This is a genomic window from Arthrobacter caoxuetaonis (genome assembly GCF_023921125.1).
Taxonomy (GTDB): Bacteria; Actinomycetota; Actinomycetes; order Actinomycetales; family Micrococcaceae; genus Arthrobacter_B; species Arthrobacter_B caoxuetaonis.
In genome coordinates, this window is record NZ_CP099466.1 from 946,091 (window position 1) to 961,011 (window position 14,921).

The following is a 14,921-nucleotide window of genomic DNA, read 5'->3' on the forward strand; positions in this document are numbered from 1 at the left end:
GCGGTGCCGGGCGGGCAGCTGTGAGGCTAGCGCTCCGTCTCCGTCTCCGTTTCCCTCTCCCTCTCCCTCTCCTCTTTCCGGTGGTGGAGGAACGCCGTCATGATGTTCGACCCGGCCATGGCAACCATATCCGCCACCGGCCTCATCGGCCGGGACGGACTGCCGAATCTGGTCTGGTGCAGGCGCAGGTGGATGATCAGCTCATGGAGGTCCGAGAGCTCGTAGTAGGTGTCGGACCGCGGTTCGCTCAGCGACGTGTTGAAGCGGAAGGCAACAGCTTCCAAGCGGCGGCGGAGCGTCCGTGTCCTGCGTGCGGACTCCGGCTCGAGGCCCTGGTCGGAAACGGGCGCCTGGGGGATGTCGTAGGTGCACCCGTGCTGGAGCTGATGGAGAGGCGGCCTCGCCTCGAGCGCAGCCCCCAGCCGTTCTGAGTAGCGCTCCTCGAGATGGTCCGTGCTCCAAAGCCCGGTACCGCCGCCATCAGGGGCCGCTTCCCAGAGCTGGGCGGAAGTGATGAGCGAGGTCAGGACGGCTCCGCGGCTTGTCGCAGTGCGCAGCGCTTCGCTGTCCGGCTCCGGGTTCCCCTGCCTGAGGGCCAGCAGGACCTGGAGCGCGGCGTGATAGCGGGCAAGGTGCAGGGAGCTGAGCGCATGGTCTACGGACTCGCTCAGGGTCAGTTCCCCTGCGGGAACCTCTCCGCTGGATTTCAGGGCCATGCCGATCAGTTCTGAGCAGGCCCTGAGCAGGTCCGGGATTTTTGCCTGGAGGACGGACTGGTCCGGGGCATACGCCAGGGCAATAAGGTCCGCCTCGACCGGCTCTGCCGTTTCGGCCAGCGGCACTCCGAACAGGCTCAGTCCATCAGCGCTCATGATCAGGTTCGTCCCCCAGCCCATCCGTTCAGGGCTGCGGCAGCATTCCGCCGAAACTCGTGTAGTCCTTGATGCAGCTTTCTGTAGCCTGAACGGTCAGCGCCGACTGCATGCACGCTTCATACCGGGCGGTCATCGGCCACAGCGCCACCATGGCCGCGAGGCCCAGCGTCATGAACGCCGTGGCGGCAAGGCCCATGGAAACAATGACGCGAAGCATGCGGTGCATTCCGTAGCGGACGATCTTCACCATGGTCATGATGCCAACCACCATGGCGGCAATGCCCAGGGCCAGGGGGAGGAGCTTCCACGGCAGGGCCAGTTCCGAGCTGAGCAGCATGCCGGTGAGCAGTGCAATGAAGACCCACAGGTAGGACCGTGCCTCTTTGGACTGGGCTTCCGTAGGTTCCGGCTTGCGGGTTGCCGGTGGGAACGGCGGTCGCGCTTGCAATGGAGGGCCGTCGTTGTTCATGGATTAAGCCTAGGCGACGCTTGCACTTAAGGTTGACACATGCGAATTGTTGTTCTGGTTTCCGGTACCGGCTCGAACCTGCAGGCCGTGCTCGACGCCGTTGCGGCGGGGGAGCTCGACGTCGAAATCTCAGCCGTCGGTGCGGACAGGAACGGAACCTACGGGGTCGAGCGCGCAGCCGCAGCTGGTTACGAGACCTTCGTGGTGAACTTCAAGGACTATCCCGTCCGGTCCGACTGGAACCGCGCACTGACCGACAAGGTCGCCTCTTATCAGCCCGACGTCGTGCTGTCTTCAGGATTCATGCGCATTGTTGACGAGCATTTCATCGACACCTTCGAAGGGCGGTACGTGAACACGCACCCGGCCCTGCTGCCGTCCTTCCCCGGAGCCCACGGCGTCCGCGACGCCCTGGCGTACGGCGTGAAGGTCACGGGCTGCACCGTCCACATTGCCGACGCCGGAGTCGATACCGGCCCGATCCTTGCCCAGGCGGCAGTCGAGGTGCTCGACGGCGATACCGAGGAAAGCCTGCATGAGCGGATCAAAGTGCAGGAGCGCCGGCTCCTGATCGAAACCCTGCGCAAGATCAGCAAGGACGGCCTGCCGCAGCCCTAGCCCGGAGGCCAACCAGCACATCCGGGCCGGCCGCTAGTCGAGCGCCGCGCCGCGGGTTTCCGGTGAGAACCAGGCCATCCAGAGGACGGAGAGCAGCACCAGCACTCCAGCCAGGGCAAAGGACAGCGGCAGGCCCAGGTACGGCCACAGCACCGAGACAAACAGCAGCGGCCCGAACCCGGCTCCCACGCGGGAGGCCGTCGAGGCCCAGCCAAAGCCGCTGGCGCGAACCTGGGTTGGATAGAGCTCGGACACGTAGGTGTAGAGCACCGGGATGGCCACCTGCACCACAAAACCGTAGATGAGCAGCCACGTTGTCGCCGCAGCGGGCACGTCCACCACCAGGGCAACGACCACCAGCGAAGCGGCGGCAGCCGGACCGGTGAGCGCCAGCAGCCACTTCCGGCCCACCCGCTCCACCAGCAGTGCAGCAGCAATGACGCCCAGCAGTCCCACGGCGGCCATGCCGGAGGTCGTCAGGAACGCCTTGTACTCGGCGTAGCCGGCATCCACCAGGATTTTGGGCATCCACTGCAGTGCCAGGTAGTAGACGAGCAGGATGGTAACAAACAGCGACCAGGCCGTGACCGTATTCTTCGGATTGGTCCGCCACACTTCGCCCAGCTGGCTGCCCATGGCCCGGAGGGAGAACTTCGGTGCCGCCTCCGCCTCGGGGAGCCGCCATTCCGTTTGTGTGCCGCCTGTGCGCTGGATCAGGTCGTTGATGACGGACCGGGCTTCGTCGGCGCGGCCCTTGCGGACCAGGAACAGCGGCGATTCCGGCACGGAACGCCGGACCCAGAAAACCAGCAGGGCCGGGGCCACCATGATGAGCATGGTCCACCGCCAGTCCGCGACGGTGGCCATGATGAACGCCGAGGTGACACCGCAGAGGGCAGCGCCCACCGGCCACCAGCCGTCCATCGCCGTCAGCACCCGCCCGCGCTGTTTCCGGGGAGTGAACTCGCCGACCAGCGCATAGTCCACCGGAACGCAGCCGCCCAGCCCAACCCCGGCCAGGAAACGGAAAACGCAGAACCAGGCGATGTCCGGCGCGAAGGCACCCAGCACCGTGAAGATCGAGAAGATCAGCAGCGTCGCCGTAAACGCCCGCTTGCGGCCGATGGCATCCGCAATGGAGCCCCACAGGAAGGCGCCGATCGCCATCCCCAGCAGGTTCGCCGTACCGATCCAGGCCGCCTGCGCAGGTACCAGGTCCCACTCCTTCGAGAGCAGCGGTATCAGGACACCGTTGAGGGTCACATCCCAGGCATCGAACATGAAGCCCAGCCCGCCAATGAGGAAGATCCGCCCCTGGACGCGCCAGCGCCAGGGAAGGTTTTGGACTACCTCGTCACCCGTGGGCAGGGCATGCGTTGTCGTCATGGGTGGCGCCTCTCAGAACCGAGTTATGGTCAGAAGTACAATAACTGACCCACACTCTACAACGAACGACGCCGCCGCCGGACTCCGTCCCGTAATCTTTCGGTGCCTGGCGCAGGGGCGCCCGAAACCCCCGAAGCGGCCGGGTCAAAAGGGTGACGGCCCGGGCCGCGAGTATTACCTGCGGCCCTGTCCCGCGGGCAGCCAGCGCCTAAACTCGGAACTGGGCCGCCAGAAGGTCCGTGTGCATCGATTCGCCGATCAAAACTTGGAGTGACTCCGTGAGCAACACCCCCCTTGACCGTGTACCCATCCGCCGGGCCCTGATCTCGGTCTATGACAAGACCGGCCTGACGGAACTGGCTCAGGGCCTCTCCGCCGCGGGAGTCAGCATTGTCTCCACCGGTTCCACCGCAAAGCAGATCGCCGCAGCCGGCATCGAGGTCACCGAGGTTGCCGAAGTCACCGGCTTCCAGGAGTGCCTGGACGGCCGCGTCAAGACGCTCCACCCGCGCGTGCACGCCGGCATCCTGGCAGACCGCCGGCGCCAGGACCACCGGGACCAGCTCGAGGAACTGGGCATCGAACCCTTCGACCTCGTGGTCGTGAACCTGTATCCCTTCGTCGAAACCGTGAAGTCTGGCGCTGCCCAGGACGACGTCGTCGAGCAGATCGACATTGGCGGCCCCTCCATGGTCCGCGCCGCTGCCAAAAACCACCCGTCAGTCGCCGTCGTCGTGGATCCGTCCAAGTACGCCGCTGTGACCGCAGCCGCCGCTGAAGGCGGCTTTGACCTCAACGAACGACGCCGTCTGGCCGCCGAAGCGTTCGCCCACACCGCTGCGTATGACACGGCAGTGGCCAAGTGGACCGCCGCGCAGTTCGGTGACGGCACCGAAGCCGGGGCAACCTGGCCCGCGTATACCGGCATGGCACTGGAGCGCTCCGAGGTGCTGCGCTACGGCGAAAATCCGCACCAGGCTGCGGCGCTGTACGCAGACCAGGACTCCCTGCCCGGTGTGGCGCAGGCTGACCAGCTGCACGGCAAGGCCATGTCCTACAACAACTACGTCGACGCCGATGCCGCCCTTCGCGCAGCGTTCGACTTTGAGGAACCGGCAGTCGCCGTCGTCAAGCACGCCAACCCGTGTGGTGTGGCCGTAGCCTCGCCCGGCGCCGAAGACCCAATCGCCAACGCCCACTTGAAGGCACATGCCTGCGATCCGGTGTCGGCCTACGGCGGAGTCATCGCCGCCAACCGCACCGTGACCGCCGGGATGGCGGAAACGGTGAAGGACATCTTCACCGAGGTAGTCATCGCCCCGGACTTCGACCCCGAAGCCGTGGAGATCCTCTCCCGCAAGAAGAACATCCGCCTGCTCACCCTGCCCGACGGCTACGGCCGCAACCCGCTGGAGTTCCGGCAGGTCTCCGGCGGCGTGCTGATGCAGCAGCCGGACACTGTTGAAGCCGAAGGTGATGACCCCGCGAACTGGACCCTGGCAGCCGGGGAACCCGCAGATGAGAAGACCCTCGCCGACCTCGCCTTCGCCTGGCGTGCGGTCCGTGCCGCCAAGTCCAACGCCATCCTGCTGGCCCGCGACGGCGCGTCCGTGGGCGTGGGCATGGGACAGGTGAACCGGGTGGATTCCTGCAAGCTCGCCGTGGAAAGGGCCAACACACTGGCGGGCAGTGACGACGAGCGTGCCCGCGGATCCGTGGCGGCCTCCGACGCGTTCTTCCCCTTCGCCGACGGACTGCAGATCCTGCTCGACGCCGGCGTCCGCGCCGTCGTCCAGCCGGGCGGTTCCGTTCGGGATGAAGAAGTCATTGCTGCGGCCAACGCAGCGGGCGTGCCCATGTACTTCACGGGCGCACGCCACTTCTTCCACTAGGGCCTTCTGAACGCCACCTGACGATCGCCCCGCTGCGGGCTGCACGCATGACTACGTGTGGCCCGCAGTTTAGGGAGCGCTTCAGCGCTGTGGCATAGTTGGACACAGAAACCAGACCCAAAAGCCGGGTCCCCGCATGTCTAAAGCCATGTCCGCGGACCCCCATTCCACAAGGAGACCGTGTGGCTGACAAAATCAAGGTTGTGGGCTCTGTCGTAGAGCTCGACGGCGACGAGATGACGCGGATCATCTGGCAGTTCATCAAGGACCGCCTGATCAACCCCTACCTGGACGTTGACCTCAAGTACTACGACCTCTCGATCCAGAACCGTGACGCCACGGATGACCAGGTCACCATCGACGCAGCCAACGCCATCAAGGAACACGGCGTAGGCGTCAAGTGCGCAACCATCACCCCCGATGAAGCCCGCGTTGAAGAATTCGGCCTGAAGAAGATGTGGGTTTCCCCGAACGGGACCATCCGCAACATCCTCGGCGGCGTCGTCTTCCGCGAACCGATCATCATCTCCAACATCCCGCGCCTGGTCCCGGGCTGGAACAAGCCGATCATCATCGGCCGCCACGCCCACGGCGACCAGTACAAGGCCACCAACTTCAAGGTCCCCGGCGCCGGCACCCTGACGCTGACCTACACCCCGGCTGACGGCGGCGAAGAAATCAAGCAGACCGTTGTGACGTACCCCGAAGAGGGCGGCGTTGCCATGGGTATGTACAACTTCAACGAGTCCATCAAGGACTTCGCCCGGGCATCCTTCGCCTACGGCCTGCAGCGGAACTACCCGGTGTACCTCTCCACGAAGAACACGATCCTGAAGGCCTACGACGGCCAGTTCAAGGATCTGTTCCAGGAAGTCTTCGACGCCGAGTTCAAGGACCAGTTCGAAGCAGCCGGCCTCACCTACGAGCACCGCCTGATCGATGACATGGTTGCCTCCGCGATGAAGTGGGAAGGCGGCTACGTCTGGGCCTGCAAGAACTACGACGGCGACGTCCAGTCCGACACCGTGGCACAGGGCTTCGGCTCGCTGGGCCTGATGACCTCCGTGCTGATGACCCCGGACGGCAAGACCGTTGAGGCTGAAGCAGCACACGGCACCGTGACCCGCCACTACCGCCAGCACCAGCAGGGCAAGCCCACCTCCACGAACCCGATCGCCTCGATCTTCGCGTGGACCCGTGGCCTGATGCACCGCGGCAAGCTGGACAACACCCCCGAGGTCATCAACTTCGCCGAGACCCTTGAAGACGTCGTCATCAAGACGGTCGAATCCGGCAAGATGACCAAGGACCTGGCACTGCTGGTCGGACCCGAGCAGCCGTACCTGAGCACCGAAGAGTTCCTCGCCGCACTGGATGACAACCTCAAGATGCGCCTGGGCTAATACCCCGGTTTCTCAGTTAGACAGAGAACACAAAACAGCCCCGGTCCGAATGGACCGGGGCTGTTTCGTGTTTGAAGGTACCGGACTAGGAACCGGAACCGGAGGAGCCTGAACCTGAACCTGAGCCTGAACCGGACCCTGAGGAACCGGAGCCGAAGGAACCTGATCCTGATCCGCCGGACCCCATGCCGGAACCGGAACCGGAGCTGCCGGAACCCATCCCCGATCCGGAACCCGACCCCGAACCGGATCCTGAGGAGCCCATGCTGCCGGAGGACCCGCTTCCGGAAGAGCTGACGGAGGACAGCGACTCGGAGGAGGATTCTCCGCTGATGACGTTGCTGTCACCGCTGTACGAAGAGGACACCTCGATCTTGCGGGACTTTGCCTTTTCGCTGACCGGGATGAAGACGCTGAGGACGCCGTTCTCGTACTTGGCGGAGATGCCCTCGGTATCGATGCCCTGGCCCAGGTTGAGCTGGCGCAGGAACGTCCCCGATTCCCGCTCACGGGTCAGCCACGTTGCCCCCTCGGGGACGTGGATCGTGCGCTCGGCACGTATGGTCAGCAGCTGGCCATCCACGTCGACGTCGACCGACCCCGGATCGATACCCGGAAGGTCGGCGTTCATGATGTAGTGGTCGCCCTCCCGGTACAGATCAATGGGCATCAGCCGCAGCCGCTGCCGCGGATCCAGGAGAGCGCCTGCCACACGGTCCAGTTCGCGGAAAGGATCGAATTTCATGGCCATTCTCATCAACTCCTTTTCACCCGTCCCGCAGGGCGGGTGCATGTGTTTTTCACTGGCGAAAATGAATGAATAAACGAAGGGTCGATTACCGCTCCGGCACCAAGTGGAAATGCCGGTCCTTCCAGACTAGGCCGCGGGCACGCACAAAGTCAGTCCACCGGCCACAAATGGACTGGTTCGTTGCTGTGCATGTGGTGCCAGTAGCGCCGGGTCATCTCGGCAAGCGCCGATGCCCGGTCGAAGCCGGTTGCCTCGAGCTTGTTAAGGACGGAGACCTGCCAGGCCGCACCGTTCTGCTCGCTGCGGGCGCGCTCCCCGATGACCGAGAGGTAGCGCTCCACCAGCGCGTCGTCGACGCCGAGTTCGCGCAGCCCGTCTGCGGCCATGGGGACCAGGTGCCGGACCACCAGCTCGGCGACCGGGATGTCGCCGATGCCGGGCCAGTACACGGAGGCTTCCAAACCCAGCCGTGAGCAGGCGAGGAAGTTGTCCGTCGCCGTCTTGAAGGCCATCCGGGTCCACAGCGGACGGTCCGACGTGCGCAGGGTGTGCACCAGGCCGTAGAAGAAGGCCGCGTTGGCGGTCACGTCAAGGACTGTCGGTCCCGCCGGCAGGACCCGGTTTTCCAGCCGCAGGTTCGGGGTGTGCGTCCCGGGATCATAGATCGGCCGGTTCCAGCGGTACACGGTGCCGTTGTGCAGCCGCAGTTCCGGCAGCAGCGGTGCGCCGGACTCCGTGGTTCCTGAACTGGAGGGGGATACCTCGGGCAGCAGCGCGGGGAAGTACCGGACGTTTTCCTCGAACAGGTCGAAGATGGATGTGATCCACCGTTCACCGAACCAGACCCGCGGCCGCACCCCCTGGTTGCGCATTTCCGGCGGACGCGTGTCGATGGCCTGCTTGAAGAGTTCGATCCTGGTTTCCTGCCACAGGACGTGCTCCATGAAGATGGGGGAGTTGGCGGCCAGCGCAACCTGCGGTCCTGCGATCAGCTGTGCCGCGTTCCATGCCGGAGCGAAATCGGAGGGGCTGACTTCAAGGTGCAGCTGCAGGGACGTGCACGCCGCTTCCGGTGCAATGTTCTTGGCATACTGCGTGAGCGTCTCCGCTCCCGTCAGGGACAGATGGACATCTTCGCCGCGTGCCTGCAGCACCGAGGTGTTCAGCGCGGCATAGCGGGCTCCGGAACTGAGCCAGGCATCGCCGTCGAGCACTGACGGTGTCAGGGTGGGCAGGATGCCGACCATGAGGATGTTGGCTTCCGCCTTGGCCGCGAGTTCGTCGGCACGGTTGAGCTGGCGGCGCAGGCTTTCCTCGAGCTCCATCAGCCCCTGGCCGCGGATGGAGAGCGCAGGGTGGTTCATCTCGATGTTGAAAGCGCCCATCTCGGTCTGGAACGCAGGATCGGCGATCTCTGCCAGCACCGAGGTGTTCCGCAGGGCAGGAGTGAAGTCATCATTGGTCAGGTTTAGTTCCAGCTCCACACCGATGCTGGCGGTGTCGGCGAACTCTGCGGTGCCGAGGAATCCGGCAAACCTGTCAAGGTTCTCCAGCAGGCGTGCACGATACCTGGTCCGCTGTTCCCGGCTAAAGGACTTCGAGGTGACTTCTGCTCCCATGGTTGAAGATAACCACGCGATGCGGGCTATGTATAGCACCCGGCACGGGCTCTTGCGGCAGTGATTGCCGCAGCCGGGAAGGGTGTTGCCCGCCGCAGGCTTGCGCCTAGGCTCGGGATTGGAACGGATCGGTTGGGCAGAGAGCAAGGAGACGCAGCATGGAGATTGGAAAGCAGCAGATTATTGATTTCCTGAAAAACCGGGGGAGCGGCGACCAGGCCGGCGAAGCGGAATCCCAGCTGCCCGACAAGGTGGACACGGACAAGGATTCGGGCCTGCTCAGCAAGCTCGGAGTCAATCCGCAGGACCTGATCGGCAAGTTCTCCGGAGGCCTCGGCGGGCTCCCAGGGGCCTAGAAAAGGACGACGCCGGCGGAAGCATCCGCCGGCGTCGCCGCCTTGGCTGGCCTAGGCGGAACCCGGGACTTTGCTGAACGCATGCGAGGCGGCAGCCTGCAGGTCATCATTGGGGTACCGGACGCCGAGCTGAGCCCTGACCTCATCAAAGAGCTGCATGGTCCGCAGGGAGTCAGCCAGCGGCATCGTAGGGCTTTCGGTCAGCCCTTCCTGGATGCAGCGGGTAACCTCCCGGAGCTCATAGGTGTAGCCGTTGCCCACCTGCTGGAACCGTTCCACCCTGGTTTCGCCTTGGTGCTGCTGGATGTGCAGTTCCACGGGGTTGTGCACCGGCGCACCGGTGCGCACCCAGCCCTCGCTGCCCGAGATCACGGCGGTCCGCGGTCCGGAGGCCAGGAGTGAAGAGGTCAGCTGGGCAACGGCGCCGGAATCATAGCCAAGGTTCAGGGCGTTCTGGGTATCGACGCCGTCGCTGTTCAACGCTCCCATGGCATGGACACGCTGCGGGAAACCGAGCGCTCCCACGGCGATGGTCAGCGGGTACACCGTGAGGTCCAGCAGCGCGCCGCCGCCGGCCGCCGGATCCCAGAGCCGGCTGGCGGGGTCATAGGGTGCGGGGAAGCCCAGGTCCGCCTGGACCCAGTGGATGTCCCCGAGTTCGCCGCTGGCGAGGATTTCCCAGAGCCTGTTGATGCAGGGAAGGAACCGGGACCAAACCGCTTCCATCAGGAATACCCCGTGGCGGGAGGCCACCTCGATGAGGTCCGCCATTTCGGCGGCGTTGATCGTGATCGATTTCTCGCACAGGACATGCTTGCCGGCTTCGAGGGCTTCGCGGGTCAGCTCATAGTGCTGCGCGTGGGGTGAAGCGATATAAACGACGTCGACGTCCGGATCTTCGAAGAGCTGCTGGTAACCCTTGCCCCGGGCCTCGTCGTCGTAGTAGCTGGAGGCGAAACCGAACCGGTCCGCGAACTCCACTGCGGTAGCCTGCGAGCGGGAACTGACGGCCTGCAGGACAGCGTCTTCAAGGCGTGCAATGTCTTCGGTGACACGCGCTGCGATGCGGCCGGTGGCCACAACGCCCCAGCGGAGGATTCGTCCGGTCGCCTGCACCGGGCTCGGCGCCCCTTGAAGGACGCACGGCGGTGTGCGGATAAACTGCGGGGCGCTCATAATCCTCGGCTTTCGGTTGTAGCTTGGGCAACTAGTCTCTCGGCAATAGAACTACCTTATGGTCCGCGCCCTGTACTGCCCAGCCCCAACAGGAACTCCCGTTCCGGAGGGCGGCAGGAGGCAGGCGTGGACAGCGAAGCCCGGGTTGCTTTCCAAAGGAAAGCAGCCCGGGCCTTGTGCTGATGAACTGGAGTTACTTGACCAGTTCGGCCAGCGTCGGATCGTTGGCGTAGGCCTCAGCAGCATTGTCCTTGGTGACAATCTGCGGCTCGAGGAGGTAAGCCGGAACAACCTTCACGCCGTTCTCGTAGGACTCGTCGTCGTTGATTTCCAGCTCTTCGCCGGCGCCGAGGCCCTTCACCATGTCGATGGTGTGGGCAACGAGGGCCCGGGTGTCCTTGTTGATGGTGGAGTACTGGACACCTTCCATGATGGACTTCACGGACTCAACTTCGGAATCCTGTCCGGTGACAACCGGAACCGGCTTGCCGGCAGCGGCAACGGAGGTCAGGATCGCGCGGGCCAGGGTGTCGTTGGGGGAGAGGACGCCGTCAAGCTCTTCCGAACCGTAGGAACCCGAGAGCAGGGTGTCCATGCGCTTCTGGGCGTTCTCGGCCTTCCAGCCCTGGGTAACAGCCTGGTTGAATTCGGTCTGGCCGGACACAACGTTCAGATTGCCGGCTTCAATTTCCGGCTTCAGGACGTCCATGGCACCGTCGAAGAAGACCTGGGCGTTGGCATCATCGGGGGAGCCGGCGAACAGCTCGATGTTCCACGGACCTTCGGGCTTGTTGGCCTTCATTCCGTCCAGCAGGGCCTGGCCCTGGAGCTGGCCGACCTGGAAGTTGTCGTAGGCGACGTAGTAGTCGACGTTCTCGGTGTTGGTCAGGAGGCGGTCGTAAGCGATGACGGTGATGCCGGCATCCTTGGCTTCTTGCAGCTGCGAGCCCAGCTGGGCGCCGTCGATGGCACCAACAACGAGGACCTTGACACCGTTGGTGATCATGGAGCTGATCTGGTTCTGCTGCTCCGAGACACCGCCGTTGGCGAACTGGACCTGCGGCTCGTAGCCGGCTTCCTTCAGGCCGTCGTTGAACAGGCCTTCTGCGAGGACCCAGTTCTCCGAGGTCTTCTGGGGCAGTGCTACGCCGATTGCCGAGCCTTCTTCGAAACCTGCGGTTTCGCCCGAGGCGGACTCATCGGCCCGGCCGCAGGCGGACAGCGACAGTGCTGCCACCGTGGCGACGACGGCAAATGACTTTGCGATTTTACGCATGGTGTTCCTTCTCTAGATTGGTGGTGCGGGTGGTTCTTGGTGGTGCGGATCAAAGGGCCCGGTGGGGCTTAGGCATCCGTTCCGATGGTGGACTTGGTGCCGGTAGGCATTTCAGGCTTGGGATTGACCGGGGCCGGGACAGAGAGCTTGTCCTTGGGCCCGAAGTTCTTCATCATCATTCCGATGATGGAAGGTTTGCCCTGGCTCTTGTTGTAGACGTCCAGTGCCACGGCGACGAGCAGGACCATGCCCTTGATGATGGAGGTGAGGTCCGCGCCGATGCCCAGCAGCTGCAGGCCGTTGTTCAGGACGGCCATGACCAGGCCGCCGATGATCGAGCCGACGACGGTTCCGACGCCGCCGGAGACAGCGGCGCCGCCGATGAACACGGCCGCGATGGCATCAAGTTCCCAGCCGGTGCCGTCGAACGGACCGGAGGCGGTGGAACGGGCCACGAAGATCATGCCGGCCAGGGCGGCCAGGATGGACATGTTCATCATGACCAGGAAGTTGACCTTCTTGCTCTGCACACCGGACAGCTCAGCTGCATGCAGGTTGCCGCCCACGGCGTAGACATGGCGGCCGATCACGGTCTTCGTGGAGATGAACACATACAGGATGACCAGCACGGCCAGGATGATGCCCGAGACGGGGAAGGAAGTGCCGGGGCGTCCGGTGGAGAAGAGGTACGTGGCGTAGAGGATGGCGGCTACCAGCAGCCCGGTCTTGGTCACGGCGACCCAGGCCGGGGGATTGACGGAGCCGATCTTCACCGTCTTGGCACGGCGGCGCATTTCCCCGACCACCACGACGGCGGCCAGCGCCAGGCCCAGGAGCAGGGTCAGGTTGTTGTAGCCGGTGTTCGGTCCAACTTCGGGCAGGTAGCCTGCGCCGATGAACTGGAATTCCTGCGGTACGGGAACGGTGTTGGACTTGCCGAAGTACTGGTTGGCGCCGCGGAAGATCAGCATGCCCGCAAGCGTCACGATAAACGCCGGTATGCCCACGTAGGCCACCCAGAGACCCTGCCAGGCGCCGATGGCGGCACCGATCAGCAGGCCAAGCAGGATGCCGGCCCACCAGGGAATGCCCCAGTCCCGCATGGCCATTGCCACGAGGATGCCGGTGACGGCGGCGACTGATCCAACGGAGAGGTCAATGTGCCCGGCGATGATCACAAAGACCATGCCCACAGCAAGGATCAGGATGTAGGAGTTGCCGTTGAACAGGTTGATCATGTTCGTGGGCGTGAGGGTCTTGCCGCCGGTCAGCCACTGGAACAGGCCGATCAGGACGACGAGGGCAAAGATCATGCCGAACTGGCGGCCGTTGCCGCTCAGGAGCTGTTTTATGGCTTTCATGAGAGAGGTCCTTGGGTGGCGAGGTCGGAGGTGTGCTTGCCGGCGGAGGTCATGAGCCTCATCAGGTTTTCCTGGCTGGCGTCAGCCTTGGAAAGTTCGCCGGTGATCGCGCCTTCGAAAATGGTGTAGATGCGGTCGGAGAGACCCAGGAGTTCGGGAAGCTCCGAGGAGATCACGATCACGCCCTTGCCCTGGTTGGCCAGCTGCTGGATGATCCCGTAAATCTCGTATTTGGCGCCGACGTCGATCCCGCGGGTGGGCTCGTCGAGGATCAGCAGGTCCGGGTCGGTGAACATCCACTTCGCCAGGACTACCTTCTGCTGGTTTCCGCCGGAGAGCTTGGAAACGCCTTCGTCCACGGTGGGTGCCTTGGTCCGCAGGCTTCTGCGGTAGTCCTCGGCGTAGCGGTATTCGTCGTCCTGGTCGATGACCAGGCCCTTGGTGATCTTCTTAAGGTTCGAGGCCACGGTGGTGGCCTTGATGTCATCAAGCAGGTTCAGGCCCAGGGTCTTGCGGTCCTCCGTCACGTAGGCGAGGCCGTTCCTGATGGCGTGCGGCACGGTCTTCAAGACGACTTCCCTGCCGTCCTTGATGATCTGGCCGGACATGAAGTTGCCGTAGGAACGGCCGAACAGGGACCGGGCCAGTTCGGTGCGCCCGGCACCCATGAGGCCGGCAAAACCGACAATCTCTCCGCGGCGGACGTGGAAGTTGGAGCCCTTGCAGACCAGGCGGTCCGGCACCGTGGGGTGGCCCACGGTCCAGTCGCGGACTTCGAAGAACACCTCGCCGATGTTCGGCGTGTGGTCCGGGAAGCGGGATTCCAGCGAGCGGCCCACCATGCCCTTGATGATGCGGTCTTCGTCGGCACCGTCCGCTGCGACGTTGATCGTTTCGATCGACTTGCCGTCGCGGATGATGGTGATGGAGTCGGAAATCTGCTCAATCTCGTTGAGCTTGTGCGAAATCATGATGCAGCTGATGCCCTTGGACCGCAGGCCGGCCATCAGGTCGAGCAGGTGCTGGGAATCGTTTTCGTTCAGGGCGGCGGTGGGCTCATCGAGGATGAGGAGCTTCACGCGCTTGCTGAGGGCTTTGGCGATTTCCACCAGCTGCTGCTTGCCCACGCCAATGTCCTTGATCGGCGTCGTCGGGTCTTCGGCCAGGCCCACGCGGGCCATCAGCTCGGAAGCCTCGAGGTTTGCCTTGTCCCAGTCGATCACGCCGAACCGGCGGGGCTCGTTGCCCAGGAAGATGTTCTCCGCGATGGAAAGCTCGGGGATCAGCGCCAGTTCCTGGTGGATGATGACGATTCCGGCGGCTTCCGAGGAACGGATGTCCTTGAACTGGACTTCTTCGCCCTGGAAAATGATCTCGCCGGTGTAGGTCCCGTACGGGTAGACGCCCGAGAGTACCTTCATGAGGGTGGATTTGCCGGCGCCGTTTTCACCGCAAATGGCGTGGATCTCTCCGGCCTTTACCGTGATCGAAACGTCGGAAAGGGCTTTGACGCCCGGAAATTCCTTGGTGATGGAACGCATTTCCAGGATTGTGTGGTTATCCGGCATCTGCGTATCCCCTGGCGTAGGGGCACTGGACGCTGCACAATCCAGTTGCCCGAGCTGCAACTGCTGCTCGCATGAGTGCCTCCCGTTGTGACTTCTTTGTCTTGCTGCAGACCCGAAGATGGGTCGATAGAGAAGTAAACTCTCATTCCCTGCTTGTCGTCAAGTCTTGAA

General features: G+C 63.9%; 12 protein-coding genes and 1 pseudogene. 4 read left to right on the plus strand and 9 right to left on the minus strand.

Annotation, left to right across the window (positions count from 1 at the left end):
• Nucleotides 1-26: 26 nt before the first annotated feature.
• Together NF551_RS04315 and NF551_RS04320 are read right to left on the minus strand one after the other, a co-directional pair.
• On the minus strand, nucleotides 27-872 hold the full coding sequence (locus tag NF551_RS04315; protein ID WP_227895229.1) for a hypothetical protein: 846 nt from the start codon (nucleotides 870-872) through the stop codon (nucleotides 27-29).
• A gap of 28 nt (nucleotides 873-900) precedes the next feature.
• A complete protein-coding gene (locus tag NF551_RS04320) occupies nucleotides 901-1,344 on the minus strand; it encodes a hypothetical protein (RefSeq protein WP_227895228.1) in 444 nt (147 codons plus the stop codon).
• 39 nt (nucleotides 1,345-1,383) lie between these two features.
• Here NF551_RS04320 and purN point away from each other — a divergent pair, with 39 nt between their 5' ends.
• Entirely contained in the window at nucleotides 1,384-1,962 is a 579-nt protein-coding gene (gene purN, locus NF551_RS04325; protein ID WP_227895227.1) for a phosphoribosylglycinamide formyltransferase, read from the plus strand.
• A gap of 33 nt (nucleotides 1,963-1,995) precedes the next feature.
• On the opposite strand, the gene NF551_RS04330 is transcribed toward purN, so the two are convergent.
• Nucleotides 1,996-3,348 carry an MFS transporter gene (locus NF551_RS04330; protein WP_227895226.1) on the minus strand — a complete coding sequence of 451 codons (1,353 nt, stop codon included), beginning with the start codon at nucleotides 3,346-3,348 and terminating at the stop codon, nucleotides 1,996-1,998.
• Between the two features lie 278 nt (nucleotides 3,349-3,626).
• Between NF551_RS04330 and purH the strand changes: the two genes are divergently transcribed.
• Nucleotides 3,627-5,240 (plus strand): bifunctional phosphoribosylaminoimidazolecarboxamide formyltransferase/IMP cyclohydrolase, encoded by a 1,614-nt coding sequence (gene purH / locus NF551_RS04335; protein WP_227895225.1) that lies wholly within the window; start codon nucleotides 3,627-3,629, stop codon nucleotides 5,238-5,240.
• A 182-nt stretch (nucleotides 5,241-5,422) separates the two neighbouring features.
• A complete protein-coding gene (locus NF551_RS04340; RefSeq protein WP_227895224.1) occupies nucleotides 5,423-6,643 on the plus strand; it encodes an NADP-dependent isocitrate dehydrogenase in 1,221 nt (406 codons plus the stop codon).
• A 357-nt stretch (nucleotides 6,644-7,000) separates the two neighbouring features.
• Here the strand turns inward: NF551_RS04340 and NF551_RS04345 are convergent.
• Both NF551_RS04345 and NF551_RS04350 read right to left on the minus strand, forming a co-directional pair.
• A pseudogene (locus NF551_RS04345) lies at nucleotides 7,001-7,394 on the minus strand (Hsp20/alpha crystallin family protein); the annotation flags it as partial.
• Between the two features lie 149 nt (nucleotides 7,395-7,543).
• On the minus strand, nucleotides 7,544-9,013 hold the full coding sequence (locus NF551_RS04350; protein ID WP_227895223.1) for a glutamate-cysteine ligase family protein: 1,470 nt from the start codon (nucleotides 9,011-9,013) through the stop codon (nucleotides 7,544-7,546).
• 158 nt (nucleotides 9,014-9,171) lie between these two features.
• On the opposite strand from NF551_RS04350, the gene NF551_RS04355 reads away from it, so the two are divergent.
• Nucleotides 9,172-9,369 carry a hypothetical protein gene (locus NF551_RS04355; RefSeq protein ID WP_227895222.1) on the plus strand — a complete coding sequence of 66 codons (198 nt, stop codon included), beginning with the start codon at nucleotides 9,172-9,174 and terminating at the stop codon, nucleotides 9,367-9,369.
• Nucleotides 9,370-9,420: 51 nt separating this feature from the next.
• On the opposite strand, the gene NF551_RS04360 is transcribed toward NF551_RS04355, so the two are convergent.
• From NF551_RS04360 to mmsA, 4 genes are all read right to left on the minus strand, one after another.
• The gene (locus NF551_RS04360; protein ID WP_227895221.1) at nucleotides 9,421-10,545 is read right to left on the minus strand and encodes a Gfo/Idh/MocA family protein; all 1,125 of its coding nucleotides are present in this window, start codon (nucleotides 10,543-10,545) and stop codon (nucleotides 9,421-9,423) included.
• Nucleotides 10,546-10,738: 193 nt separating this feature from the next.
• On the minus strand, nucleotides 10,739-11,821 hold the full coding sequence (locus NF551_RS04365) for a substrate-binding domain-containing protein (protein ID WP_227895220.1): 1,083 nt from the start codon (nucleotides 11,819-11,821) through the stop codon (nucleotides 10,739-10,741).
• A 68-nt stretch (nucleotides 11,822-11,889) separates the two neighbouring features.
• Entirely contained in the window at nucleotides 11,890-13,182 is a 1,293-nt protein-coding gene (mmsB, locus tag NF551_RS04370) for a multiple monosaccharide ABC transporter permease (RefSeq protein WP_227895219.1), read from the minus strand.
• Complete coding sequence (mmsA, locus tag NF551_RS04375) at nucleotides 13,179-14,750, minus strand: multiple monosaccharide ABC transporter ATP-binding protein (protein ID WP_227895218.1); 1,572 nt, start codon at nucleotides 14,748-14,750, stop codon at nucleotides 13,179-13,181. The genes mmsB and mmsA overlap by 4 nt, the downstream gene beginning before the upstream one ends.
• Between the last annotated feature and the right edge of the window lie 171 nt (nucleotides 14,751-14,921).